The 23,552-nt window shown below is 34.9% G+C and carries 21 protein-coding genes; all 21 read right to left on the bottom strand.

Going from position 1 to position 23,552, the window contains the following annotated elements; all coding sequences use genetic code 11:
• Positions 1-42 precede the first annotated feature (42 nt).
• A complete protein-coding gene (locus M2098_RS06705) occupies positions 43-339 on the bottom strand; it encodes a PTS sugar transporter subunit IIB (protein WP_280682983.1) in 297 nt (98 codons plus the stop codon).
• Positions 340-1,629: a PTS transporter subunit EIIC gene (locus tag M2098_RS06700; protein ID WP_280682981.1), complete on the bottom strand. Its 1,290-nt coding sequence runs from the start codon at positions 1,627-1,629 to the stop codon at positions 340-342. It lies immediately after the preceding gene.
• The gene (locus M2098_RS06695) at positions 1,622-3,004 is read right to left on the bottom strand and encodes a glycoside hydrolase family 1 protein (protein ID WP_280682980.1); all 1,383 of its coding nucleotides are present in this window, start codon (positions 3,002-3,004) and stop codon (positions 1,622-1,624) included. The genes M2098_RS06700 and M2098_RS06695 overlap by 8 nt, the downstream gene beginning before the upstream one ends.
• 107 nt (positions 3,005-3,111) lie before the next feature.
• A complete protein-coding gene (locus M2098_RS06690; protein WP_280682979.1) occupies positions 3,112-3,915 on the bottom strand; it encodes a MurR/RpiR family transcriptional regulator in 804 nt (267 codons plus the stop codon).
• Positions 3,916-3,975: 60 nt separating this feature from the next.
• Positions 3,976-5,268 carry a family 1 glycosylhydrolase gene (locus M2098_RS06685; protein WP_280682977.1) on the bottom strand — a complete coding sequence of 431 codons (1,293 nt, stop codon included), beginning with the start codon at positions 5,266-5,268 and terminating at the stop codon, positions 3,976-3,978.
• Between the two features lie 156 nt (positions 5,269-5,424).
• A complete protein-coding gene (locus M2098_RS06680; RefSeq protein WP_280682975.1) occupies positions 5,425-5,742 on the bottom strand; it encodes a GIY-YIG nuclease family protein in 318 nt (105 codons plus the stop codon).
• 8 nt (positions 5,743-5,750) lie between these two features.
• Entirely contained in the window at positions 5,751-6,803 is a 1,053-nt protein-coding gene (locus M2098_RS06675) for a M20/M25/M40 family metallo-hydrolase (RefSeq protein ID WP_280682973.1), read from the bottom strand.
• Positions 6,804-6,890: 87 nt separating this feature from the next.
• The gene (pyrE, locus tag M2098_RS06670; protein WP_134171114.1) at positions 6,891-7,529 is read right to left on the bottom strand and encodes an orotate phosphoribosyltransferase; all 639 of its coding nucleotides are present in this window, start codon (positions 7,527-7,529) and stop codon (positions 6,891-6,893) included.
• Positions 7,529-8,224 (bottom strand): orotidine-5'-phosphate decarboxylase, encoded by a 696-nt coding sequence (gene pyrF, locus M2098_RS06665; RefSeq protein ID WP_280682969.1) that lies wholly within the window; start codon positions 8,222-8,224, stop codon positions 7,529-7,531. The genes pyrE and pyrF overlap by 1 nt, the downstream gene beginning before the upstream one ends.
• Entirely contained in the window at positions 8,221-9,126 is a 906-nt protein-coding gene (locus tag M2098_RS06660; RefSeq protein ID WP_280682967.1) for a dihydroorotate dehydrogenase, read from the bottom strand. The genes pyrF and M2098_RS06660 overlap by 4 nt, the downstream gene beginning before the upstream one ends.
• The gene (locus tag M2098_RS06655) at positions 9,120-9,866 is read right to left on the bottom strand and encodes a dihydroorotate dehydrogenase electron transfer subunit (RefSeq protein ID WP_280682965.1); all 747 of its coding nucleotides are present in this window, start codon (positions 9,864-9,866) and stop codon (positions 9,120-9,122) included. Before M2098_RS06655 ends, M2098_RS06660 begins: the two co-directional genes overlap by 7 nt.
• Positions 9,866-13,057 (bottom strand): carbamoyl-phosphate synthase large subunit, encoded by a 3,192-nt coding sequence (gene carB / locus M2098_RS06650; protein WP_280682963.1) that lies wholly within the window; start codon positions 13,055-13,057, stop codon positions 9,866-9,868. The genes M2098_RS06655 and carB overlap by 1 nt, the downstream gene beginning before the upstream one ends.
• Positions 13,057-14,136, bottom strand: coding sequence for a carbamoyl phosphate synthase small subunit (locus tag M2098_RS06645; RefSeq protein WP_134171125.1), 1,080 nt, complete (start codon positions 14,134-14,136; stop codon positions 13,057-13,059). Before M2098_RS06645 ends, carB begins: the two co-directional genes overlap by 1 nt.
• A gap of 1 nt (position 14,137) precedes the next feature.
• A complete protein-coding gene (locus M2098_RS06640; protein ID WP_280682961.1) occupies positions 14,138-15,412 on the bottom strand; it encodes a dihydroorotase in 1,275 nt (424 codons plus the stop codon).
• Complete coding sequence (locus tag M2098_RS06635; RefSeq protein WP_280682960.1) at positions 15,409-16,293, bottom strand: aspartate carbamoyltransferase catalytic subunit; 885 nt, start codon at positions 16,291-16,293, stop codon at positions 15,409-15,411. The genes M2098_RS06640 and M2098_RS06635 overlap by 4 nt, the downstream gene beginning before the upstream one ends.
• A 202-nt stretch (positions 16,294-16,495) precedes the next feature.
• Positions 16,496-17,083, bottom strand: a complete 588-nt coding sequence (locus tag M2098_RS06630; RefSeq protein WP_280682959.1) for a TMEM175 family protein — start codon at positions 17,081-17,083, stop codon at positions 16,496-16,498.
• Positions 17,084-17,157: 74 nt separating this feature from the next.
• Entirely contained in the window at positions 17,158-18,744 is a 1,587-nt protein-coding gene (locus M2098_RS06625) for an FAD-dependent protein (RefSeq protein WP_280682958.1), read from the bottom strand.
• Positions 18,744-19,778: an acyltransferase family protein gene (locus M2098_RS06620; RefSeq protein ID WP_280682957.1), complete on the bottom strand. Its 1,035-nt coding sequence runs from the start codon at positions 19,776-19,778 to the stop codon at positions 18,744-18,746. The genes M2098_RS06625 and M2098_RS06620 overlap by 1 nt, the downstream gene beginning before the upstream one ends.
• Positions 19,779-19,787: 9 nt before the next feature.
• Complete coding sequence (gene alr, locus M2098_RS06615) at positions 19,788-20,942, bottom strand: alanine racemase (RefSeq protein ID WP_280682955.1); 1,155 nt, start codon at positions 20,940-20,942, stop codon at positions 19,788-19,790.
• Positions 20,929-21,999, bottom strand: a complete 1,071-nt coding sequence (locus tag M2098_RS06610; protein ID WP_280682952.1) for a D-alanine--D-alanine ligase family protein — start codon at positions 21,997-21,999, stop codon at positions 20,929-20,931. Before M2098_RS06610 ends, alr begins: the two co-directional genes overlap by 14 nt.
• Positions 21,992-23,374 carry a UDP-N-acetylmuramoyl-tripeptide--D-alanyl-D-alanine ligase gene (gene murF, locus M2098_RS06605; protein ID WP_280682949.1) on the bottom strand — a complete coding sequence of 461 codons (1,383 nt, stop codon included), beginning with the start codon at positions 23,372-23,374 and terminating at the stop codon, positions 21,992-21,994. Before murF ends, M2098_RS06610 begins: the two co-directional genes overlap by 8 nt.
• Between the last annotated feature and the right edge of the window lie 178 nt (positions 23,375-23,552).

Genomic DNA, 23,552 nt, shown 5'->3' with positions numbered 1-23,552 from the left:
AAAAAACAGATGCGTATCATACATCTGTTTTTTGTATACTGGTTATCCGATAAGTTGATTCACATCATCAACTACTTTTGATCCATTCATTTGTCCATAATCGATCATATCAATTACTTGTACCGGACAATCTACCTTTTGCTTCACTTGATCCAATTGAAATCTAACCTGTGGTCCTAACAAGATTATATCGGCTTCATCTTTTACTGATTCAAGTTGATTCATTGAATAAGCTGCAATTTGATATTTTAAACCTTTTTCATTTGCTGCTTCTTTCATTTTCTCCACAAGCATACTTGTAGATAAACCAGCAGAACACAATAATACGATTTGTTTCATTTATACTTCTCCTTGTATTTCTTTTGCTTCTTCTTCACATGCTGTTTTATCTAGCATCTTAAAGAATGGGAAATAAATTAGTGCAGAAATTAATGTAGCAAATAATTCATATACTCCAAATGATACACTGCCTTGAACAACCCCATGAATAAACGGTGGTAAAGATCCCGCACCAAGCACTCCAATTGTAGGTGTTATAATACCCAATGAAATTAATGCGTATCCTAAGCTTACGATAATCACTGGTGTTAATAAGAATGGAATTAACATCACTAAATTTAACATTAAAGGCATCCCAAAAATCAATGGCTCATTTACCCCAAATAATCCACAAGGTAAAACTACTTTAGAGAAGACTTTATAGCGATTACTTTTTGCGAAGAAGAACATCACAATTACAAGTCCAATTGTTGCTCCTGCACCCCCTAAACACGCCAAATCATATAGTCCAAAATTAATAGGATTTGGTGGGATTTGTCCTGCTGCAACTGCAGCTGTGTTTTCTTGAAGAAAACCAAGGAAGATTGGAAATAGAATTGGAAGTACAGTCATCGAACCATGAATTCCAAAGAACCATAATAATTGTGCAACCAATATAAGGATCAAGAAAGCCGGCAAACTACCAGTTAAATTTTGTAGTGGAGTTTGCAACATTGTGTAAATAAAAGACTGCAGTGTTTCATAACTCGTTTGTAACATAATGTATTTCACAACACCAAAGAAGCAAACAGCAACCAACGCAGGAACTAGAGCAACAAATGAGTTAATAACCATTGGTGGTACTCCGTTAGGCATCTTAATTGTAAAATTGTGTTTTACAAAGAAACGAATGATTTGTACAGTTATTAAACTTACAAAAATGGAAACAATTACACCTCTTGCCCCTAAATATGTAAAATCTAAAAACGAAGTTCCTTCCAATGCCGTTGTATTGATTGGTATTAGTAACAAATAACAAACCAAAGATGTAAGTCCACAGTTTAATGCACTTTCTTTAATATCGAATTGACTTGCTCCACAATATGCAATTGAAAATGCCATATATAGTGCAAGTAAATCAATCGTAATACTAGGAACAAAACCTAAAAATGTTCCAAGTCCTGTTGTAGTTAGAAACTCTTGATATGGTTCCCAACTAATACCTTTAACAACTGTAAAAATCGAACCAATCATAATAATACTTAACAGTGCCATAGAACCATTGCTTATACTTTTTAAATAACGATTCGATGCAATTTTATTCGAGAAAGGAACAAAATGTTCTTCCATAAAATTCATTAACTTATTCATTATTATTCTCCTTTATATTTCCATTGTTTTTAATGACATTTTTATACCAGTCATAACTATCTTTTGGTATACGTACACGATCTTTTATATCGTGATCATCGCGATTCACATAAATTAAACCATATCTTTTAGCAAACCCTTGATGCGAACTCACTAAATCAAAAAGTGACCAAACGCAGTAACCAAATAACGGATATCCTTCATCAACAAGACGTTTGCATTGTGCTATATGTGTATTTAAATACTCGATTCGATCAGCATCGTGTACTTTTCCATCAATAAGTTCATCGCTCATTGCTAATCCATTTTCACATATGATCATTGGTAATTTATATCGTTCATACATACGGCGGATTCCAACATATAATCCTTCTGGATCCACTCCAAATTCCATCCATTTTGTCTTTTCCACATATGCGTTATTTCCTAATGTAAATAATTCGTTTTGATAGAATGGTGGCATTTTCGAATAATCTTCACCTGCTTTTCTTGCACGAATACATGTTGTTGCATAATAATTAACCCCAATTATATCAGGCTTGTTTGAGACTAACACCGCTTTGTCTTCTGCTAATGGATAGTTTAATCCTAACGCTTGTAGATAATTTTTCACACTCTGCGGATAATCTCCAAAAACACTCATATCCAAAAACATATTCTGCAAAAAATCTTGAGCATATTCGCCTGCTACTGCATCCTTTGAACTAGAAGTTTCTGGATATACAACTTGCATGGAACAAACTGGACCGATTTTCCCATCTGGAATCATCTTACGAAAATCTTGTATCACATATTTTTCTGCTACAGACATATGATAACTGATTGTATACATATTTTTCATACGTTTTATAAAGTCTGTTTCTTGATTTCCATTTAAATCACCTGATGCACTTACAATAAGTTGTTCATTGATTGTTCCCCACATTTTGATACGATCACCAAACACTTCAAAACAAGTATGCGCATATTTTCTAAAATCATCAATGCATTTTCTAGATTTCCATCCACCATATGTATCCACTAAAATTTGTGGCATTTCAAAATGGTACAGTGTTGGAAATGGAACAATTTCGTTTTTTATACATAAATCAATAAGATTATTATAAAATTGTATTCCTTGCTCATTCACTGTTCCATCATTTTTGATAATACGAGACCAACTGAATGAAAAACGATACACTTTAATTCCTAATTCCTTCATAAGTTCTACATCCTCAATATAATGATGATAATGATCTGAAGCTACTTTAGTATCAGCAATTCCTTTTGGAACCTTTCTCGTATCAGTAGTTGACAGTTCTCGCCCATCTTCATTATATGCACCTTCAAATTGAAATGAACTTGTAGATCCTCCCCATAAAAAGTCTTTATTCATAAATCACTTCTCCTTTCATCTCCAATTTAGCATGTGACTACATGAAATTTATGCGCAAAAAAACTGAAGTAATTTCAAATTACCTCAGTTAGTTTCATATTTTGAAACTACTGCATTGCTGCTTTGTAGTTTACATAGTAATACATGATAATCAATTCCATAATATACAGTAAAGATATTCGTCCTTCCGTATTGGAGTTATTATCACTGCATAAAATGATTTCATCTGCATCTTTAAGCGGTTTCAACGAGTAATTCATTGTAAAAACAATCATCTTACACCCTTTTTCTCTAATTTTACGGATAATCTCATCATTACGATAGAAGTATCCTCCCTCTAATGATGCAATCATCACAACACTATCCTTTGATAAAGAATCCAATAATTCCATTTGTTCTGTATATGGTGTACCTAATTTAATTAACTTATTTAATTCAGCCATTTTGATTTGAAAGTGTTGTCCAATCAGTGTAGCGAACTCTAATCCTAAGAAATACACATCTTTACTTTGAAAAATGTACTCACATACACGTTCAATTTGATTGTAGTCTAAATGTTCTAACGTAAAGTTGAGATTATTTATCACATTATTTGTGTATAACTCAAATAGTGGTTTCATCTCCTTCTTTCCTGCCATTTGTACATCTTTAGAATAATCGACATTAATCTCAATAGTATTTTTACACTGCTCTTTAAATTCACCATATGTATCAAATCCAAGCATTTTTACAAACCGTGATATTGAAGCCGACGACACATAACATATATCCGCCATATCATGGATTGTCACTTCTGGTATTTTCGAAAAATGTTGCAGCATTTGTTTTGCAATTATGTAATTATTGTCTTTTTTCTTTGCATGATTTATATAACTTAATAAGAGTGATAAAACTGATGTATATGATGCCATTATGCTTCTCCTATTTCTTAAAATTAGTATATCATGCATTATTACAGAAACAAACAACTACTATCCTTCTAGTAGTTGTTTGTTTGTTGGCATTTCATTAATATACTTACGTATAATTGATTGACTTAGCATATTATTTTTTGCAATTTCTCCATAGAAATTACCACTGTTTCGAATCCTTCTAGCAAATGTCTCAAAATTCACTTCAACCAACCCAAATGTCGGATGTGTAGTTCCCCACTCCCAATTATCAAGCAAACTAAAATGCATATATCCAATTACATTTGCACCAAGTTGCATGGCTTGATGCATTGCAGTAAGCATAGAAGCAATATATACAATACGGATGTTATCATCAGCGACTGCTATACCATTCTCTGTGATCATAATTGGTCGATCAGAAAACCGCATAAGCATCTTGAGCATAATCTCGGGTGCAATTTCCTCAGTAAAAAACGGTTTCTCCAATGCTCTGAAATGAGTTGCCTCGTAGTAGTCAAAACGAAACTCCTTTTTTCTTGAGTTTATGAGTTGTCTTACATATGTGTTTAACGCCCAAAAATCACATGTGTCTTTCAGTTTTGGTAAATAGACGGTTTCATGGAATGGCATTACAATTTCGCCAGTACGAATCGCATGGATAAAAAACTCATTTTCAATATAATCAACATAATCAGCCATTGTTTGATCTGGTCGGTCATAAGTTCCTCGCATTGGTTCTTTTATTGAAAATGACAAAGCAGAAGAAACAGGTTGATCACAGTATTCTTTTATAATGTGGTATCCCTCAGCATGGTATTGCATTAAATTTATACGTTCTTCTATCTCATACTCAAATGGCATATTTGGCTCATTAATGACAATCCAATAATCTACCACATCTTTATATATAGGTACAATTTTATGTAAGTACTCCTTCCAAAAGGATAGATTATCCATCGTTTTAAATGCACCCTTTTCGACAAACCAAACAGGGCAAGAAAAGTGAAGTATTGTGAGGCATACTTTAATTCCTTCCTCTTGCAAACGACTTAATAGATGGTGGTAATATTGTATTTCTTTTTCATCGAATTTACCTGGTTGTGGTTCAATACGCGACCATTCTACTGATAATCGATACATTTGCAAATGCATCTTCTTTAGTAACTGAATATCTTGTTCAAACAATTCATAACTATTACAAGCTTTCCCCGCCATTTTATATGGGACTCCACCATATGCATATGATGGAGCATATCTTTCATCATCTTTGTCTGAGTGATTACCACCTTCTACTTGCATAGCTGCTGTAGTTGCTCCCCAATAGAAATTCTTCGGGAATTTTATTTCTTTATACTGGAAAATATCAATCATTACATTTCCTCCTTTTTACAAGAAAAGTATAACAAGATGCGTACGTAGATAGAGTTTCAAAATTAGCTGATAAATTTCATTTTTTTACTAATGAATTTCATTTATAAAATCGTATCACATTAAAAAGGGTTATATTTGCATACAACCCGTACCTAATTATTCAGTTTCCAAGCATACATCTAAGGAGTAATTACTCACAACCTGATAAAACTCGTCTTCGATTATTGTTGGCTGCGTAATAATTTCTTCTTTTTTTATTTTGGGTAAATGCTTTAATCGATATTCAAGCTTACTAGCTAAACTACGATTATCACATGACCATAATGCTTCAAGTGCTACTACATTTCTTGTTTTTGTATACTTTGCAGCTTTGTCACTTTTATAGAAATGTTCTTTTACTCGTTTTGCTATATCTGTTGTGATGCCTGTATAAATTGAATCATCATCACAACGAAGCATATAAATATAATACATGGATCTCGCTATAGTGAAGCAATTACTTCTGCATTTAATTCTTTGATGAATTCAATTGCTAGTGCAATTGTATGATCCACATCACTTGATGAAATATAGCCATAGTGTGTATGTGCATATCGTGTTGGAATCCCCAAAACTAAACATGGTACGCCTGTATCAGCAATATGGATTGCTGCTCCATTTGTTGAACCTGCTTTTCGCACAGTACATTGAAATGGAATGTCATGTTTAGTTGCAACTTCTTTTGCTTTTTCAATTAATGTAGGATTTGAAATCATTCCACTATCCATATAACGAATTTGTGGTCCACTATGTAACCTTCCTTGTGGATGTGTAATATCACTATATACATCATCAGCTGGTGAACCTTCAAAGATAATTGCTAAGTCAGGTTTTACTTTATTTACACTCACTTTTGCACCACGTGTACCAACTTCTTCCTGTGCTGCAATTGCGCCGACAACTTGTACATCGACAGTTTCTTTTGCTAGTGCTTTAATCGTTTCTAATACGCAGTAACAACCAATACGATTATCAAATGCTTTCCCCATAAGTAATCCGGTTGCTTCTATTTCTTCCATATACACTTCTGGTGCTATTGGATCACCAAGTGTTATATGAAATACGTTTTCTACTTCATGTTTTGATGTAGCACCAATATCCACAAAGATATCATCCATTTCTAAAGCTTGTTCTCTTTGCTTGGCACTCATAAAGTGTGGAGGTCTAGAAGTTGTTGTCCCTTTTACATATTGTCCATCACGCGTTTTGATAATTACTCGATGCGCGGGAATGGTATGTAAAATCCAACCTCCTAGTGGTACGATACGTAACAATCCATTATCACAAATATCTTGCACCATAAATCCAACTTCATCACTATGTGCATCCAGCATCACAGTTGGTAATTCACTTTCTTCATAATTAATATATACGTTTTTTAAGTGATCTACTTCTACATTTGCTGTTGTATGACGTTTTATGATTTCCACTACATCTTCTTCATGACCAGATGGTCCAAATGCATTACTTAATGCCTCAGCGAGTTGTTTATTCATCCCATTACCTCCAAAATTCTTTATGTCTATTCTACCACTTTCTCAAAAAAATAAAACAGCTTGAAAATTCAAACTGTTTTATTTGATTTATTCTACATTCATCCAAGCATCACTTGTAGGATCTGCTTTAAATGCTTGTAGTTTCTTTAAATCTGCTTCTTGGATATAGTCATTTTCTACTGCAGCTTCAAGCAAGTAATCATAGTTACTTAATGTACGAAGTTCACAGTTCATATCTTCAAATGCTTGTTTTGCTTTTGGTAATAAGTATGTAAAGATTGCAGCGACTCCTAAAACTTCACAACCTGCATCACGTAAAGCATCAATTACATCTTTTACGCTTCCACCAGTCGAAATAAGGTCTTCTACAACTACAACTTTCATTCCAGGTGTAACTTTACCTTCAATTTTGTTTTCTTTACCATGGCTCTTATTTGAGCTTCTTACATATCCCATTGGTTTATACAATTCTTGTGCAACCATTGCAGCCCAAGGAATACCAGCAGTTGCTGTTCCCATTAGCATATCTGCATCAGGAAATTCACGACGAATCATTGAAACAAAACCACTAACAACAGCATCACGTTTTTCCGGATATGATAAAACCAAACGGTTATCACAATAGATTGGACTTTTAATTCCACTAGCCCATGTAAATGGATCATTTGGACGTAAATATACTGCTTCTACATCTAATAGATTTTTTGCAATTACTTTTTCATTCATTATTTCATCATCTCCTCAATTTTGTAATACGTTTCTTTTGGGTTTGCACTTTTTGTGATGGAACGTCCAACTACAATGTGATCGCACCCTTCTTCTTTGGCAAACGCTGGTGTTGCTACACGTTTTTGATCATCTTTTGAATCATCAGCTAAACGAATCCCTGGTGTAACCGTCAAGAAATCAGGTCCGCATACTTCATGAATGGCTTTAGCTTCATGTACCGAACAAACCACTCCATCAAGTCCTGCTGTTTTTGCATTTTTCGCATATAGTTTTACACAATCAATCACTTCTCCAGGAATACCCAATTCATCATTCATCGCTTCCTTTGAAGTACTTGTTAGTTGTGTAACCCCAATACATAATGGACGTTTTCCTCCAACGCTTCCTTCTTCTAAACCTTCAATCGCTGCTTTCATCATCGCAATTCCACCAGCACAGTGTAAATTCACAATTTCTACACCAAGTTTTGCAAGGTTTTTCATTCCACCTTTTACCGTATTTGGAATATCATGAAGTTTTAAATCCAAGAAGATATGATGTCCCATTTCTTTTACTTCCTTAACAATATCCAATCCACATGCATATGTTAATTCCATTCCGATTTTTACATAGATAGGTTCATCAAATTGCTTTAAGAAATCTAAGACCTCATCTTTTGTTGAAAAATCTAAAGCTACAATTGTTTTGTTCATACATGACTCCTTCCGATCGCATCTTTTACTGATTTACAGCCATATTTTTTTAAGACTGTTGGTAACTGTTCAATAATTTTTGGACAGATGTATGGATCTACAAAGTTATACATCCCTACTTGCACTGCACTAGCTCCAGCATATAGAAATTCTAGTACATCCTCTGCACAACTGATTCCTCCAACGCCAATAATTGGAATATCAACTGCTTGATATACTTGGTACACCATACGAATCGCAATTGGTTTAATTGCAGGTCCACTCAGTCCCCCAGTAGTATTGGCAATAATTGGCTTTGCGCTATGTAAATCAAGTCGCATTCCTAGCAATGTATTAATAAGCACAAGTCCATCAGCACCTGCTTCTTCTACTGCTTTAGCGATTTCGACAATGTTTGTTACATTTGGTGATAGTTTAACCCATACAGGTTTAGTTGCTACAGCTTTTGCCATACGCGTAATATTTGCTGCAAGTATCGGATCACTTCCTAATCCAATTCCTCCATGCTTTACATTTGGACAAGAGATATTCAGTTCATATGCATGCACCTCTGGACAATCATTCAAGCGTTTGATTACTTCAATATAGTCCTCTTCACTTGCTCCTGCAACATTCGCTAAAATTTGCGTATCGTATTGTTTTAAAAACGGTAGTTCTGTTTCGATAATTTTATCGACACCAGGATTTTGCAGTCCAATCGCATTAAGCATTCCTGAAGGTGTTTCTGCAATACGTGGCGTTGGATTTCCAAAACGTGGCTCAATGGTTGCACTTTTTATGGCAATTCCACCCAATATACTTAAATCATATAATTCTGCATATTCACGACCAAACCCAAAGCATCCACTTGCTGGCATAATTGGATTTTTTAAATCGAGTCCAGGTAATTTAATATCTAACATTCAAATGCCACCTTTCCAATTGGGAAAACTGGTCCCTCTTTACAAATACGATAGTATAATTGTTTATCTTTACTATCTTTGCATACACAACCCATACAAGTTCCAATACCACACGCCATACGTGCTTCAAAACTTAAGTACCCTTTCGTGTATGTTTGATTTAATGCTTCAAGCATACGCATCGGACCACAACTGTAAATCGTATCAATTGTAATATTGTGTTCTGCAATTGCATCAAGTACAGTTCCTTTTGTTCCATAACTCCCATCCATCGTTGCTACATATACATCACAACCTAGAAAGGCAAAGTCATCTTCATAGAACATGCTCTCTTTATCGTTGAAACCTAAGACAACTGTAACTTTTGTTTGTTTATCACGAAATTGCTTTGCAACTTCAAATAATGGAGGAACACCCACACCCCCACCGATGATTAGAACTTCATCTAAATCATCGATTGGGAATGGTGTACCTAATGGTTCAAGGACATCTAGTATTTGTCCTTTTTTTACTTTACTTAAAGCTTTGGTTCCATCACCTACAACTTTGTAGATGATCTTGTAGCAATTATGATTCACACTTGAAACACTAATTGGTCTTCGCAACATATATCCATCAAGTTTAATATTCACAAACTGACCTGGTAAAATCGTTGGCATATGTTGTGGACGTAGAATCATCTCAAATGTGTCTTTGGCAATTTCTACATTCCCTAAAACTGCATCTTTACTAACAATCATTACTGATCTCCCATTGGTAAAGCTGAGAAACTTTGTGCTTCAATTACTTTTAAAATTGCATTTACAGTATCTAAACTTGTTAGACATGAGATTCCATTTTCTGCAGAGAATCGACGAATTAAGAATCCATCATCTCTAGAACCTTTATCTTGACTCATCGTATTTACAACATAATCAACTTTTCCTTTGATGATTAAATCAAGCACATCATTTTCTGCTTGTTCAACTTTTGCAACTTCTTCTACACGAATACCATGATCTTTTAAGTATTTACATGTTCCACTTGTCGCAAAGATTCCATAGCCGATTTCTTCAAAGCGTCTTGCAATATCTAGAGCCTCTTCTTTGTTTTCATCTGCGATTGTCATAAGTACACTTCCGTGTAATGGAATTTTTGTACCTGCAGCGACCATTGCTTTGTATAATGCTTTTTCAAGTGTTTCATCTCCACCTAGAGATTCTCCAGTACTTTTCATCTCTGGACCAAGAGTCGTATCTACTGAACGTAGTTTCGCAAATGAGAACACAGGTGCTTTTACATATACACGTTCGGTTTCACGTTTAATTCCTTCAAGGTATCCTTGTTTAATTAAACTTTGTCCCATGATTGCTTTTGTGGCAATATTTGCCATTGGTACATTTGTAATTTTTGATAAGAATGGTACGGTTCTTGAACTTCTTGGGTTTACCTCAAGTACAAATAAGTTATCATCCTTATCAACGATAAATTGAATATTGAATAATCCAATGAAATTGAATCCTTTACCAATTTTTGTTGTGTATTCGATAATTTTGTATTTGATATCCTTACTTAAGGTTTGTGTTGGATATACAGAAATTGAATCTCCTGAGTGAACTCCGGCACGTTCAATGTGTTCCATGATTCCCGGAATATACACGTTTTCACCATCACAAATGGCATCCGTTTCTACTTCTTTTCCGACAATGTATTTATCGACAAGAATTGGTGCATCATGACTAATTTCCTTCATCGCATTGGTCATATATACTTCTAAATCTTTATCTGAGTGTACAATTTCCATTGCACGTCCTCCAAGCACATAACTTGGGCGAACAAGTACAGGATAGCCAATACGTGAAGCAATTGCTAATGCTTCTTCAACGGTAATTGCTGTTTCCCCTTGTGGTTGAGGGATACCAAGTTTACGTAACATCGCTTCAAACTCGTAACGGTCTTCTGCTTTATTGATGTTCTCGACACTTGTTCCTAGAATTTTTACACCACGGCGTACCAATCCATCCGCTAAGTTAATCGCTGTTTGTCCACCAAATTGTACAATCACACCTTCTGGATTTTCTAAATCTACAATGTGCATTACATCTTCAAGCGTTAAAGGTTCAAAGTATAATTTGTCAGAAATCGAGAAGTCTGTCGATACGGTTTCTGGGTTATTGTTAACAACAATCGCCTCATATCCAGCTTCACGTAATGCAAGCACACAGTGTACGGTTGCATAATCAAACTCAACTCCTTGTCCAATACGAATCGGACCAGAACCAAGTACAATAACTTTCTTTTTGTCGGTACGAATACTTTCATTTTCATCTAAATACGTTGAGTAGAAATATGGCGTGTGACTTTCAAACTCACCTGCACATGTATCGACCATTTTGTATACAGGAATCATATTTTCTTTTTTACGTAAATTGTAGATGTCATCTTCACTCATATTCCATACACGTGCAATGTATGAATCAGAGAACCCATTACGTTTCACTTTTCTAAGTACATCAACATCACCAACGTTGTATTTTAACTCTTCTTCCATTTTGTGGATGTTTTTAAGTTTCGCTAAGAAGAATGGATCAATCATCGTTAATTCAAAGATATCTTCAAATGATGCTCCACGACGAATCAATTCCATTACTGCATAAATACGTTCATCATCACGCCATTTCGCTTTCTTCCATAGTTCTTCATCACTCATATCATCCATTTCTTTGATTTGAATATGATCGACTTTCATTTCAATCGAACGAATGGCTTTAAGTAAACTTTCTTCAAAGTTACGACCAATACTCATAACTTCTCCAGTTGCTTTCATTTGCGTTCCTAAGCGACGATCTGCACTTGGGAATTTATCAAATGGGAAACGTGGAAGTTTTGCCACAATATAGTCAATACTTGGTTCAAAACAAGCATATGATGTTTGTGTTACTGGATTTAGTATTTCATCTAACGTAAGTCCTACAGCTACTTTTGCCGCAAGTTTGGCAATTGGATAACCTGTTGCTTTACTAGCTAATGCAGATGAACGAGAAACCCTTGGGTTTACTTCAATAACATAGTAGTTAAATGAGTGTGGATCTAAAGCAAGTTGGACGTTACATCCTCCACAAATTTCAAGTGCACGAATGATATCCAAAGAAGCATTACGTAACATTTGGTGTTCACGATCACTTAAGGTTTGCACTGGTGCAACAACGATACTATCTCCGGTGTGAATTCCAACTGGATCCACATTTTCCATCGAACAAACCATAATTGCATTATCGTTGTTATCGCGCATAACTTCATATTCAATCTCTTTATATCCAGCGATACTTTTTTCAATTAAACATTGTGTCACTGGTGAAAGCTTCAATCCATTTTTCGCGATATCTTTTAATTCTTCGTCATCTCTGGCAAATCCTCCACCAGTACCACCAAGGGTAAAGGCAGGACGAACAACTACTGGATAACCGATTTCATTTGCAAATACAAGCGCTTCTTCTACCGTATGTACAATTAAACTATCTGGAACTGGTTGTCCCAATTCTTCCATTAATGCTTTGAATTTTTCACGGTCTTCCGCTTTTTCAATTGCATCTAATTTTGTCCCTAGAATTTCAACATTTTCTTTTTCTAAAATTCCAGCATTTGATAATTCCACAACTAGGTTTAGACCTGTTTGTCCACCTAATGTTCCTAAAATTGCATCTGGTTTTTCTTTATGGATAATTTTTGATGCAAATTCAAGTGTCAATGGTTCAATATACACTTTGTCAGCAATTTCACGATCTGTCATGATCGTTGCTGGGTTTGAGTTAATTAAGATTACTTCATAGCCTTCTTCACGTAAAGCCTGGCATGCTTGGGTTCCTGCATAATCAAACTCTGCAGCTTGTCCAATGACGATTGGTCCAGAACCAATCACCATAATTTTTTTAATATCGTTGCGTTTTGGCATTATTTATTTCCCCCTTGTGCATCCATTACTCTCATAAATGTGTCAAATAAGTAGTTTGCATCTTCTGGTCCAGGTGCAGCTTCTGGGTGATATTGCACACTGAATAAGTTTTTTTCAGGACAAGCAAGACCTTCAACACTTTTATCATTTAAGTTACGGTGTGTAACTTCTAAATCTGTATTTGCCAAACTTTCTTCATTTACTGAAAATGAGTGGTTTTGACTTGTGATTTCTACTTTACCAGTAAGTAAGTTCATAACTGGTTGGTTCGCCCCACGGTGTCCAAATTTTAATTTATCAATTTTCGCACCTGAAGCAAGAGCAATTAATTGGTGACCTAAACAGATTCCAAAGATTGGAATTTGTCCAATAAGTGCACGAATATTTTCAATTGCTTGTGTAAGTTCACGAGGATCTCCAGGACCATTACTCAACATAATTCCATCTGGTTTTAAGTTCATAACTTCTTGCACCGTTGATGTATATGGCATAATTTTCAAATCACATCCACGACTTGATAATTCACGAACAATTCCTTGTTTTGCCCCATAATCAATTAAGACAACACGACGTCCACGATTTGGTACTTGGAATGCTTTTTGCGTAGAAACTTGTGCAACTTGTCCAGTTGGATATGGTGCAGCTTTCAACATAGCTACAGTTGCATCTACATCAACATCCATATCTGCCATAATGGCTTTCATCGTACCTTCTTTACGAATTAGTTTTGTTAGTTTTCTTGTATCAATTCCTGCAAGTCCTGGAATATCATTACTTGCTAGAAATGTATCAATACTTTCATCAGAGCGCCAGTTGTTTGGATATTCACAGTATTCACTTACAACCAATCCGAAGATTGCTGGTTCAATACTTTCAAAATCATCACGATTGATTCCATAGTTTCCAATCATTGGATATGTCATCAAAACAATTTGTGCACAGTAACTTAAGTCACTGATTACTTCTTGATAACCACTCATTCCGGTGTTGAAGACGATTTCTCCCATTTGATAGTTACTTCCACCAAAACCTTCACCTACGAATACACTTCCATCTTCTAATATTAACTGTCTTTTCATTTTATATATCCTCCTGGCTGTTATATACTATTTTACCATCTACTAGAACCGTTGCAATTTGAGCTGCAACTTTATATCCATCAAATGGTGTATTTTTCCCTTTGGAAACAAATGTTGTTTTATCAATCACACCCTCTGTTTCTGACCAAACTACAAGATCTGCTTGATACCCTTCAGCAATTTTTGCAGTATGGTCTAAGCCAAAGCGTTTTGCTGCTTTTTTACTAACAAATTGTTCAAACTGTTCAAGTGTAAATATCCCAGTTTTCACAAAGTGCGTATATAGCAGGGGCAAACTTGTTTCCAATGCCACTATACCAAATGGTGCTTGCACCATATTCTGTGCTTTTTCTTGTTCTGTATGTGGGGCATGATCATTTGCAATAAAATCAATGGTTCCATCAAGTAAGCCATCGATAAGTGCTTGCTTATCTTCTTTGCTTCGTAATGGTGGATTCATTTTATCATTTGCATTATGCACATCTTCTTCACTAAGTAGTAAGTGATGCGTTGTTACTTCCCCACTTACATTTGCACCTTTTGCTTTATAGCTTCGAAGTAACTGTACACTTTCTTTACAACTCATATGACAAATGTGATATGCACAACCACTTTCATATGCAAGTTGTAAATCACGTTCAATTTGTTTATATTCTGTTTCACTTGGAATTCCAACAAGTCCTAAAACTTTATTTTGTTTTCCTTCGTGCATGCATCCTTCTTTTGGTCGATACGACATATCTTCGGTGTGTGCAACAATCATAACATCATTTGCTTTTGCTTGTTGCATTGCTTGTTTCATCATCGTTTCACTTTGAACACCAACCCCATCATCACTAAACCAGTGAATACCAAGTTGTTTTAATCCCTTCATATCAACAAGTTCATTTCCTGCTTCACCTTTTGTAATAGTCGCATATGGATAGGTATGAACCACTGTATCTTTTTTAATGCGTTCTTGATATGCTTTCATCACTTCTACATTATCTGGATATGGGTGAATATTTGGCATTGCAAAGATGCTTGTATACCCCCCATGAGCTGCAGCCAAACTACCAGTTGCTATTGTTTCTTTTGCTTCAAATCCTGGTTCACGTAAATGCACATGTACATCAACTCCCCCAGGCATCACATAAGCTTCATTCACATCAAGAATTTGCTCGTTTTCACATGCAATATAATCCGCAATTCTTTGAATCTTTCCATCTACAATTCGAATATCTTGAACTTTTGTCTCATTATCTTTTACAAGTATTCGTGCATTTCGTATAATCATTCAAATTCCTCCTGGAGTACATATTTCAACATTGCTTTGCGTACATACACACCATTTTCCATTTGTTTAAAAATTCTAGACTTACTTGCTTCCACCAAGTCTGTATCGATTTCCACTTGTCGATTGACTGGTGCTGGATGCATTACAATCGTTTTTTCTTTTAATGTTTCATAACGCTGTTTTGTAAGTCCATACATGTCCAAATATGTATCTTTAGACAATGTTGTTTCTTGTTCATGTCGTTCGTGTTGAATACGTAGTAACATAACAACATCTGCCCATTTACAGGCTTGATCCAAATCCATGTAACGCTCTGTATCAATGATCCATTTTTTAGGACCTGCAAATTTTACATTTGCGCCCAATCGAGTTAATGCTTCATCGTTACTTTTCGCAACTCGTGAATGTGCAATATCTCCTACAATTACAACATTTAAATCTTCAAATGTTTGAAAGTGTTCGTAGATTGTATATAAATCAAGCAAACACTGACTTGGATGATTTCCACATCCATCTCCTGCATTAATCATTGGTACATCAATGGATTTTAATTGTTTAAAATACTCATCTTCAGGATGGCGAATCACCATTGCCTCATAGCCTAACATCTGAAATGTCTTGATGGTATCATATAAACTTTCACCTTTTTTTAATGAACTGGCATTTGCATTAAAGTCTACAACTTTACAATTGAGTCCATACTCCGCACTCACAAATGAATAGTGTGTACGTGTACTAGGTTCAAAAAAAAGATTAGCAACTAAATACGATTTCGTAAAATGCCAATCTTTATGTGAAGTTGAAAACTTTTTTGCGTCATGCAAAATGTTGATGATATCCTTGTTTGATAAATCACTCATGGTTAGCAAACTTTTGTACATCGTGTTTCCTCCAATTTTCCTAAAAGAAAAGGTCCTTGCAAATATGCAAAAGGACCTTTATTGTTCAAAAAAATAAAGTCTATGACCTTCTTCACCTCTCTGGATGATCTTAAAGGACCTTTTCGTTACAACTATAATACCAATACTCGAGTAAAACATCAACTAAAAATATTACGAATTTTCAGATTCATTTCTTGTCGTGTTACGATTCAATTTCTTCTAATAGTTTTTCAATTTGTCGAGAAGGAATTAACCAAGGAAGTAAGCCAAAAATATACATCACCATAATTAGTGCCGGTGAGATACATATACCAAGTAGCACTCCGATGATATTTAATGAAATTGTAATTTTTAACTTTAGATACCCTGAAGTTGTTTTGGCAATCAATGAATGTTTACCCTGTGCTTTTACTAATTCATGTAGTAACCATGCATATGCAAGATCTGCTAGCATCAAAACTGAAGCATAGAATAACTCAGGTGCTAAATCAAATAGATGCGAATCTACCCAACGTGTCGCGAAGGGAACCAATGTTAAGATAAAAATAAATAACATGTTAGCCCATAAAATGCGTCCATTGACTTTCTTTACTGCTTGAAACATATGATGGTGATTATTCCAATAGATCGCTAGGGAAATAAAGGAAATAAAATATACGATAAAGGTTGTTTTCATTTCAAATAGCGAGGCGAAAGTTGGCTCTTTTGGTAGTTCTAATTCCAAAACCATGATTGTCATAATAATGGCTATAATTGCATCACTAAATGCTTCTAATCTACTTTTACTCATAGGACCTCCAATCCTCTATTATTATGCCACACAGCTAAGAAAAAAGTGCCGCGAATGCTCACGACACGATACTTCTACTTAGTGATATTTGTATTTGTGTACTTTGTAATAATTACTTCTGCACATTTCAAGCCATCAATTGCACTTGATGTGATTCCACCAGAATACCCACTACCTTCACCAATTGGATATACATGTTTGATAGTGCTGCTTTCCATGGTTTCCTTACGACAAATACGAATTGGACATGAAGAGCGTGTTTCTACTCCTGTCAGTAAAGCATTTCCATTTTTAAATGCTTTGTTTTTCTTTTGAAATGCACGAATTCCTTCTTGTAACTTATATGTAATACTTGCAGGTAATAAACGATGTAAATTCGTGTATGTTACACCTAAAGGATATGATGGTTCAATCATTTCTCCTTCGCTATGATCTTCTAAGAAGTCACTTACGCGTTGTGCTGGTGCTTTATATGTACTTCCTGCAAGTTCATAGGCAAGACGTTCTAACTTCTCTTGAAACTCGATGCCTTTGAATACGCCTTCACCATAATCACTTTCATCTACTTGCACAAGTATTGCTGCATTTGCATTTTCTTTGTCTCTTGCATAATTGGACATTCCATTAACAACAACATGTCCTTGATTACTTGTTGCTGCGACTACTTGTCCACCAGGACACATACAAAACGTATACACCCCACAGCCTTCCACGTTATGCGTCAATCGATAACTGGCTTGTGGTAAACTTTCATGCATTGCATATTTATGATACAGTGCTTCATTAATCGCTTTTTGTGTATGTTCTATTCGTAGTCCTACAGCAAACGGTTTACTTTCCATGAGCAATCCTTGTTTATGAAAACGATAGAAACTATCGCGGCTACTATTTCCTAAGGCAAGCACAACCACATCACTATAGATTTCTTGCGTATTAACGACAATTCCTTTACATACATCATCTTCAATGATCAACTTTTCCACTTTTGAATCAAAATGAATCGATCCCCCCAGTGCAATGATTTCCTTTCGAATACTACGAACCACATCAATTAAAATATCACTACCAATATGTGGATATGCATCGTACACAATTTCTTTAGGTGCACCATGTTCGACAAACATGTCATAGACATCCTGTACACGATAGTCTTTTGTGCGTGCTGTTAATTTTCCATCACTGAATGTACCAGCACCACCTTCACCAAATTGAATATTACTTTCTTCATTTAACGTACGTGTTTGATAAAAGTTTTCAACATCTTTTACCCGTTTTTCAACCTGACTTCCACGTTCAAATACGCGAGGTTTATATCCCTGTCTAGCAAGTTGCAAAGCACAAAACATCCCTGCTGGACCAAAGCCAACAATAATTGGTCGCCTATGCAGTTCAACAATTCCAGGAATAAGCGCACTTCGCGGTTCAACAACAAGTTTGCGCACATTTTTTATCTTCTTTTGTAAGATAACATTTTCATTAACAACTTCAACATCAAGACTATAACTATACGAAACTTGATGATGACGTGCGTCGATATTCTTTCGATAGATGGAAAAAGATTGAAGATCACTTTTTGCAATCTTCAACTTTTTTAAGATCTTTTCTTGTAAGTCACTTTCCTTTTCATCCAAGGTAAGTTTGATTTGATCCAGTCGTAACATTAATATAAGTTCCTTAAGATTTTAAACTCTTTACGTTTGGAAATATTATAAATTAAATATGCCAAATCAACTACGATAACTAAAACAATTACTGTTGTAAAAAAGTTATTGAATTCAATTGGTAGTATAGAGATAATCCAAGCAAATAAAGCAAATAAGAAATAAATCAAAATACTATATGAACGATAATTTACAAAACGTGGATTGTAGTTCAAATTGAATGTTAAAACCAAACAGAAACAATAGTAGTGTAAAGGTACTAATGTAATTAACATATACGTTTGATCACTAAATAGTCCAAGCCCTTTAATAAAGAAACCTTCAATTAAAAGTAATACAACACATACAATGATGCGTTTTACATAGAATTCACGGTTTGTTGATACTGGTGTTTGTGCAATATAAGCACCTAGTAAAGTAAATATCGTTCCATAGAATAGTCCATTACGGGCAGTTCCAAATATATCTAAATATAGTTTTACAAGTTGTGAAATACCAGGAATTTCAGCTAGCACTGGTGTATAAACATTAATCATCATACCAACAACAAATAAAGCCAGTCCGATTTCCAACACACGAATTGGACGTAGTTTATGCATCATGATATAGATTAGTACCGTTGAAAACATCATTGCTGGAAATATCCATAAGTGATAATAACTTCCAGTAAAGAAGAAATCACGAACAAGAAATAATAAGGCTTGTGCACTAAATTTAGCTTGTGCTAAGTTATAAATAATTGGAACAATATAGATTGCCGTCCAAATTACATACAGCTTCGCTTGACGCCATAAATAGTTTCGTAAATACATACGATTTTCGCGTTCACTTTCCTCATGGAAATCGAGTTTTCTAAAAAAGAAATATGCACTTGCAACAAAGAAAAATGGTACAGCAACTCTTCCCAAAATAAATGAGACAAAAAAGTTAGCAATATCACTCACTCCTTTAAATGGTTGCAAGTATGCAAGAATTGCAAAAATTGCAGCAACCAACTTGAGGATATCGATTAGATAATTCTTATGGTTCTTCATAGGTTCTCCTTAATCTTTTTTTATATAAAATCTAGGTACACGTGAAGCCAGTAAAGTAAACGATTCATTGTTTATCGTATTTGCAGCTCTTGAAAGCTCATCAATTTTAATTACTTCATCCCCATCTATCCCCACGATGGTTACTTCATCTTCACAGTGTACATCAAGTCCAGTTGCATCAATCATAAATTGATCCATACAAATGTTCCCGATGATGGTACAACGTTTTCCTTTTACGAGCACTTGTAAGCCTTTATGCGAGGCATTACGGTTTAATCCATCTGCATATCCACATGCAACCGTTGCGACTTGTATATCGCTTGTTGCTTGATAATTACGCCCATATCCAATATACGTACCAGCTTTTACTTGCTTTACACAAGATATTTGTGCTTTCCAAGTAAGAACAGGTTCAAGTTCACAAGGAACTTTTAATGGTTGTGCATCATCACTTGTATTTCCTAATAGTAGAATTCCAACACGTGCATAATCATATGGTAAATCTGGATAGTTAATTGCTCCATAACTATTTTGAATATGTTTAATCTTCACTGGTAGATTTGCAACTGCTAAATCTTGTAAGACTCTTTCATATAATTCAATTTGATGGAATGTATACACTTCATCATCATCGCGATCAAACGTATCTGCTACACTAAAGTGTGAGAATACCCCTTCAACTTCCAAATGATCACATGTATACACCGCTTTTACTTCATCAATATGATAGTTATCATCTAAACAAGGAAAGCCAATACGTCCCATTCCTGTATCTACTTTAATATGTACACGAATCTTTACATTTTGTGTAGTTGCATATGTATTCAACTCTTGTGCAAACTCTGTTGAAAACACACATTGTACAATATCTAATTCATGTAAGTAATGAAAGTGTTCACTTGGTGTAAATCCAAGGATTAAGATATTTGCTTTAATCCCGTTTTGACGTAAGTGCACAGCTTCATCCACACTACTTACAGCAAAGAAATCACAGCCCTCATTTTCTAAAAGTGTGGCAACCTGTACATCTCCATGATGATACGCATCAGCTTTCACTACTGCCATAATCTTTGTATCATGAATATGTTTATCCATCACACGATAGTTATGAACAATCTTGTTTTCGTCAATTTCGACCCAAGTTCTTTTTTTACTTTGTAGCATTTGCTTTCTCCAAAGCAAGTTCAAGTAATGTATCTAGTAGTTTTGGAAAATCATAACCAACATTTGCCATCATACTTGGATAACGACTTGCTGATGTAAACCCTGGAATTGTATTAATTTCATTGAAATAGATTTTTTCATCATCATCAATAAACATATCAATTCTTGATAATCCACTGCATCCAAGCATATGATAGATTGTTTTCGCATATGCTTTAATTTCTGCTTTTTTCTCATCTGATATTCTTGCAGGACAATGTATTTGTGTATTTTCTAATTCATATTTTGCATCATAGTCAAAGAAAGAATTATGTGTATCAATTTCATCCACATCTCCGATAATTAGTACATCATTTCCTAATACTGAACTTCCTACTTCAAATCCAGAAATTCCACTTTCAATGATAATTTTATCATCATATGCATATGCAAAATCAATTGCTTTTTCTAAATCATCCATAACATTCACTTTACTAATTCCAAAACTACTTCCAGCATTTGCCGGTTTCACAAATAATGGAAATTGAAGTTTTGTTTCAACTTGTTTTACAATCTGTGCCATTGGTTGTGGCATGTTTTTACGTAAAGCGATATATGGTGCCATTGGAATTCCTGCACTCTCACAAATGATATGTGTATATTCTTTGTCCATTGCAATTGCACTACTTACGTGATTACAACCAACGTATGGAATTTGTGATAATGTGAAAAGTCCTTGAATCGTTCCATCTTCTCCATTTTTACCATGTAAAATAGGAAGTAAAACATCTAACTTTTTCGTTGTATATGTTCCATTTTCAAGAATCAATAATCCTTCTTGTTTTGAAGGAGATAGTAACGCACGTGTCGCATGTCCACTTTCCAACCAGTGATCATGTTCAAGTGTATCAATATCACCATCATATACATACCAGTTTCCATTTGGATCAATTCCAATCATGGTTACGTCGTATTTATTTGCATCTAAGTTACGCAAAACACTAGCGACAGAGTGTAAAGATACAGGATATTCACTTGAATTCCCACCAAAAATAACTCCTACTTGTAGTTTACTCATATTTACCTCTTAATTTATCAACAACTTTATCCAGTTGCATTCCTCGACTTCCTTTAATCAACAATGCAATTGAATGATTTTCTAGACTTTCTAAATAATCAACAATTGCATCATGACTATCCATATGCTGATACACCTTGTTTGGTGCGATTTTACTTGCTTGTTTAATATAATACTTCGATAATGGTCCATATGCAATCAATTCATCAAACGAACTATTTGCTACATATGCTCCAACTTGTTTGTGATACATTTTCTCATCTGGCTCTAAATCTAACATATCCCCCAAAATAACAACACGATATGCACCTTCAATACCAGCAAAAGCATCAATTGCAGCTTGTGCACTTTCTGGATTTGATTTATAACTGTCATTCAAAATTGTAAAACGATCAAGTTTAACTACTTCATTACGCATACCTGTTGGCTCATACATATCAAAGCCAGCTTGGATTTGTTGATCTGTAAGACCTAACTGTCTTAAACACGCAATTGCTGCTAAGGCATTAATTGCTTGATGTTTTCCAATGGTTTGGATATGAAATGTAGTGTTCGTAGCACTTGTTGTAAAGTAAATCATATCCTCTTTTTGGGTAAATGAAGTCAGTTGAATTTGATTATCATCCTGTTCTCCATAACGTATACGTTCTACTGGTACATTTTGTTTTTCATCAATAACTTTGGCAAGAATTGGATCATCTCCATAATAGACAAAAAGACCATCATTAGGTAAAGCATCCATAATTTCAAGTTTTGCACGAGCAACGTTCTCTTTCGAACCCAGCGTTGCTAAGTGTGCAGCTCCAACACCAGTTAAAATCGACATCGTTGGTTGTACCATCGGATTTAAAAATGCGATATCTCCAACATTTTCAACCCCCATCTCACAAACAATAATATCTGTATCTTTGCTTGCTCTAAGTAAAGTAATCGGAACACCGATTTCATTGTTTTGATTTCCTAATGTTTTTGTTACTTTGTAAGTAGCCATTAAACCAGCTGCAAGAATGTCTTTTGTAGAAGTCTTTCCATTACTTCCTGTGATTCCAATTACTTGTATGTCCAATGACTCACGATAAGCCTTTGCTAAGTCCTGTAAAGCCTTTACACTATCTTCTACAAGTAATGTAGCTATACTGCTTGTCACAAATGCTTCGTTATCAATAATTGCTAGTACTGCACCTTGTTTATTGGCACTGTCGATATATGTATGTCCATCAACATGTTCTCCAGCAATTGCAATATATATATTGTCCTGTTCGATGATTCGCGAATCTGTTGAAACTCCAGCAACTCTTTGGTCTGCTGCAGCTCCATTTAATTGTAATGAACCACCAATCATTTCTTGAATACCTTGAATGGTATGAATTAACATAGGTAAGCCTCCTATAAATATCTTTATAATTATAGCATAATCGCTATCTAGGTGAACATCTTTTCTAAAAAAGGTGAAACAATAAAAAAGACACCCGAAATGGATGTCTAATCAACTGGCGATTTGCTATTTTCACTTGGGCAGGCCAAGCTATCGTCGCCGTTAAAGTGCTTAACTT

Origin of the sequence: Breznakia sp. PFB1-19 (assembly GCF_029893935.1) — a bacterium.
GTDB lineage: Bacteria > Bacillota_I > Bacilli_A > Erysipelotrichales > Erysipelotrichaceae > Breznakia > Breznakia blatticola.
Note: the sequence above shows the minus strand (reverse complement) of the source record. Positions and strands in the feature narration are given on the sequence as shown.

Bases quoted from the DNA above. Each gene is read 5' to 3' on its own strand.
- M2098_RS06705 (WP_280682983.1), bottom strand. From the start codon at position 339: ATGAAACAAATCGTATTATTGTGTTCTGCTGGTTTATCTACAAGTATG.
- M2098_RS06700 (WP_280682981.1), bottom strand. From the start codon at position 1,629: ATGAATAAGTTAATGAATTTTATGGAAGAACATTTTGTTCCTTTCTCG.
- M2098_RS06695 (WP_280682980.1), bottom strand. From the start codon at position 3,004: ATGAATAAAGACTTTTTATGGGGAGGATCTACAAGTTCATTTCAATTT.
- M2098_RS06690 (WP_280682979.1), bottom strand. From the start codon at position 3,915: ATGGCATCATATACATCAGTTTTATCACTCTTATTAAGTTATATAAAT.
- M2098_RS06685 (WP_280682977.1), bottom strand. From the start codon at position 5,268: ATGATTGATATTTTCCAGTATAAAGAAATAAAATTCCCGAAGAATTTC.
- M2098_RS06680 (WP_280682975.1), bottom strand. From the start codon at position 5,742: ATGTATTATATTTATATGCTTCGTTGTGATGATGATTCAATTTATACA.
- M2098_RS06675 (WP_280682973.1), bottom strand. From the start codon at position 6,803: ATGAATAAACAACTCGCTGAGGCATTAAGTAATGCATTTGGACCATCT.
- pyrE (WP_134171114.1), bottom strand. From the start codon at position 7,529: ATGAATGAAAAAGTAATTGCAAAAAATCTATTAGATGTAGAAGCAGTA.
- pyrF (WP_280682969.1), bottom strand. From the start codon at position 8,224: ATGAACAAAACAATTGTAGCTTTAGATTTTTCAACAAAAGATGAGGTC.
- M2098_RS06660 (WP_280682967.1), bottom strand. From the start codon at position 9,126: ATGTTAGATATTAAATTACCTGGACTCGATTTAAAAAATCCAATTATG.
- M2098_RS06655 (WP_280682965.1), bottom strand. From the start codon at position 9,866: ATGATTGTTAGTAAAGATGCAGTTTTAGGGAATGTAGAAATTGCCAAA.
- carB (WP_280682963.1), bottom strand. From the start codon at position 13,057: ATGCCAAAACGCAACGATATTAAAAAAATTATGGTGATTGGTTCTGGA.
- M2098_RS06645 (WP_134171125.1), bottom strand. From the start codon at position 14,136: ATGAAAAGACAGTTAATATTAGAAGATGGAAGTGTATTCGTAGGTGAA.
- M2098_RS06640 (WP_280682961.1), bottom strand. From the start codon at position 15,412: ATGATTATACGAAATGCACGAATACTTGTAAAAGATAATGAGACAAAA.
- M2098_RS06635 (WP_280682960.1), bottom strand. From the start codon at position 16,293: ATGTACAAAAGTTTGCTAACCATGAGTGATTTATCAAACAAGGATATC.
- M2098_RS06630 (WP_280682959.1), bottom strand. From the start codon at position 17,083: ATGAGTAAAAGTAGATTAGAAGCATTTAGTGATGCAATTATAGCCATT.
- M2098_RS06625 (WP_280682958.1), bottom strand. From the start codon at position 18,744: ATGTTACGACTGGATCAAATCAAACTTACCTTGGATGAAAAGGAAAGT.
- M2098_RS06620 (WP_280682957.1), bottom strand. From the start codon at position 19,778: ATGAAGAACCATAAGAATTATCTAATCGATATCCTCAAGTTGGTTGCT.
- alr (WP_280682955.1), bottom strand. From the start codon at position 20,942: ATGCTACAAAGTAAAAAAAGAACTTGGGTCGAAATTGACGAAAACAAG.
- M2098_RS06610 (WP_280682952.1), bottom strand. From the start codon at position 21,999: ATGAGTAAACTACAAGTAGGAGTTATTTTTGGTGGGAATTCAAGTGAA.
- murF (WP_280682949.1), bottom strand. From the start codon at position 23,374: ATGTTAATTCATACCATTCAAGGTATTCAAGAAATGATTGGTGGTTCA.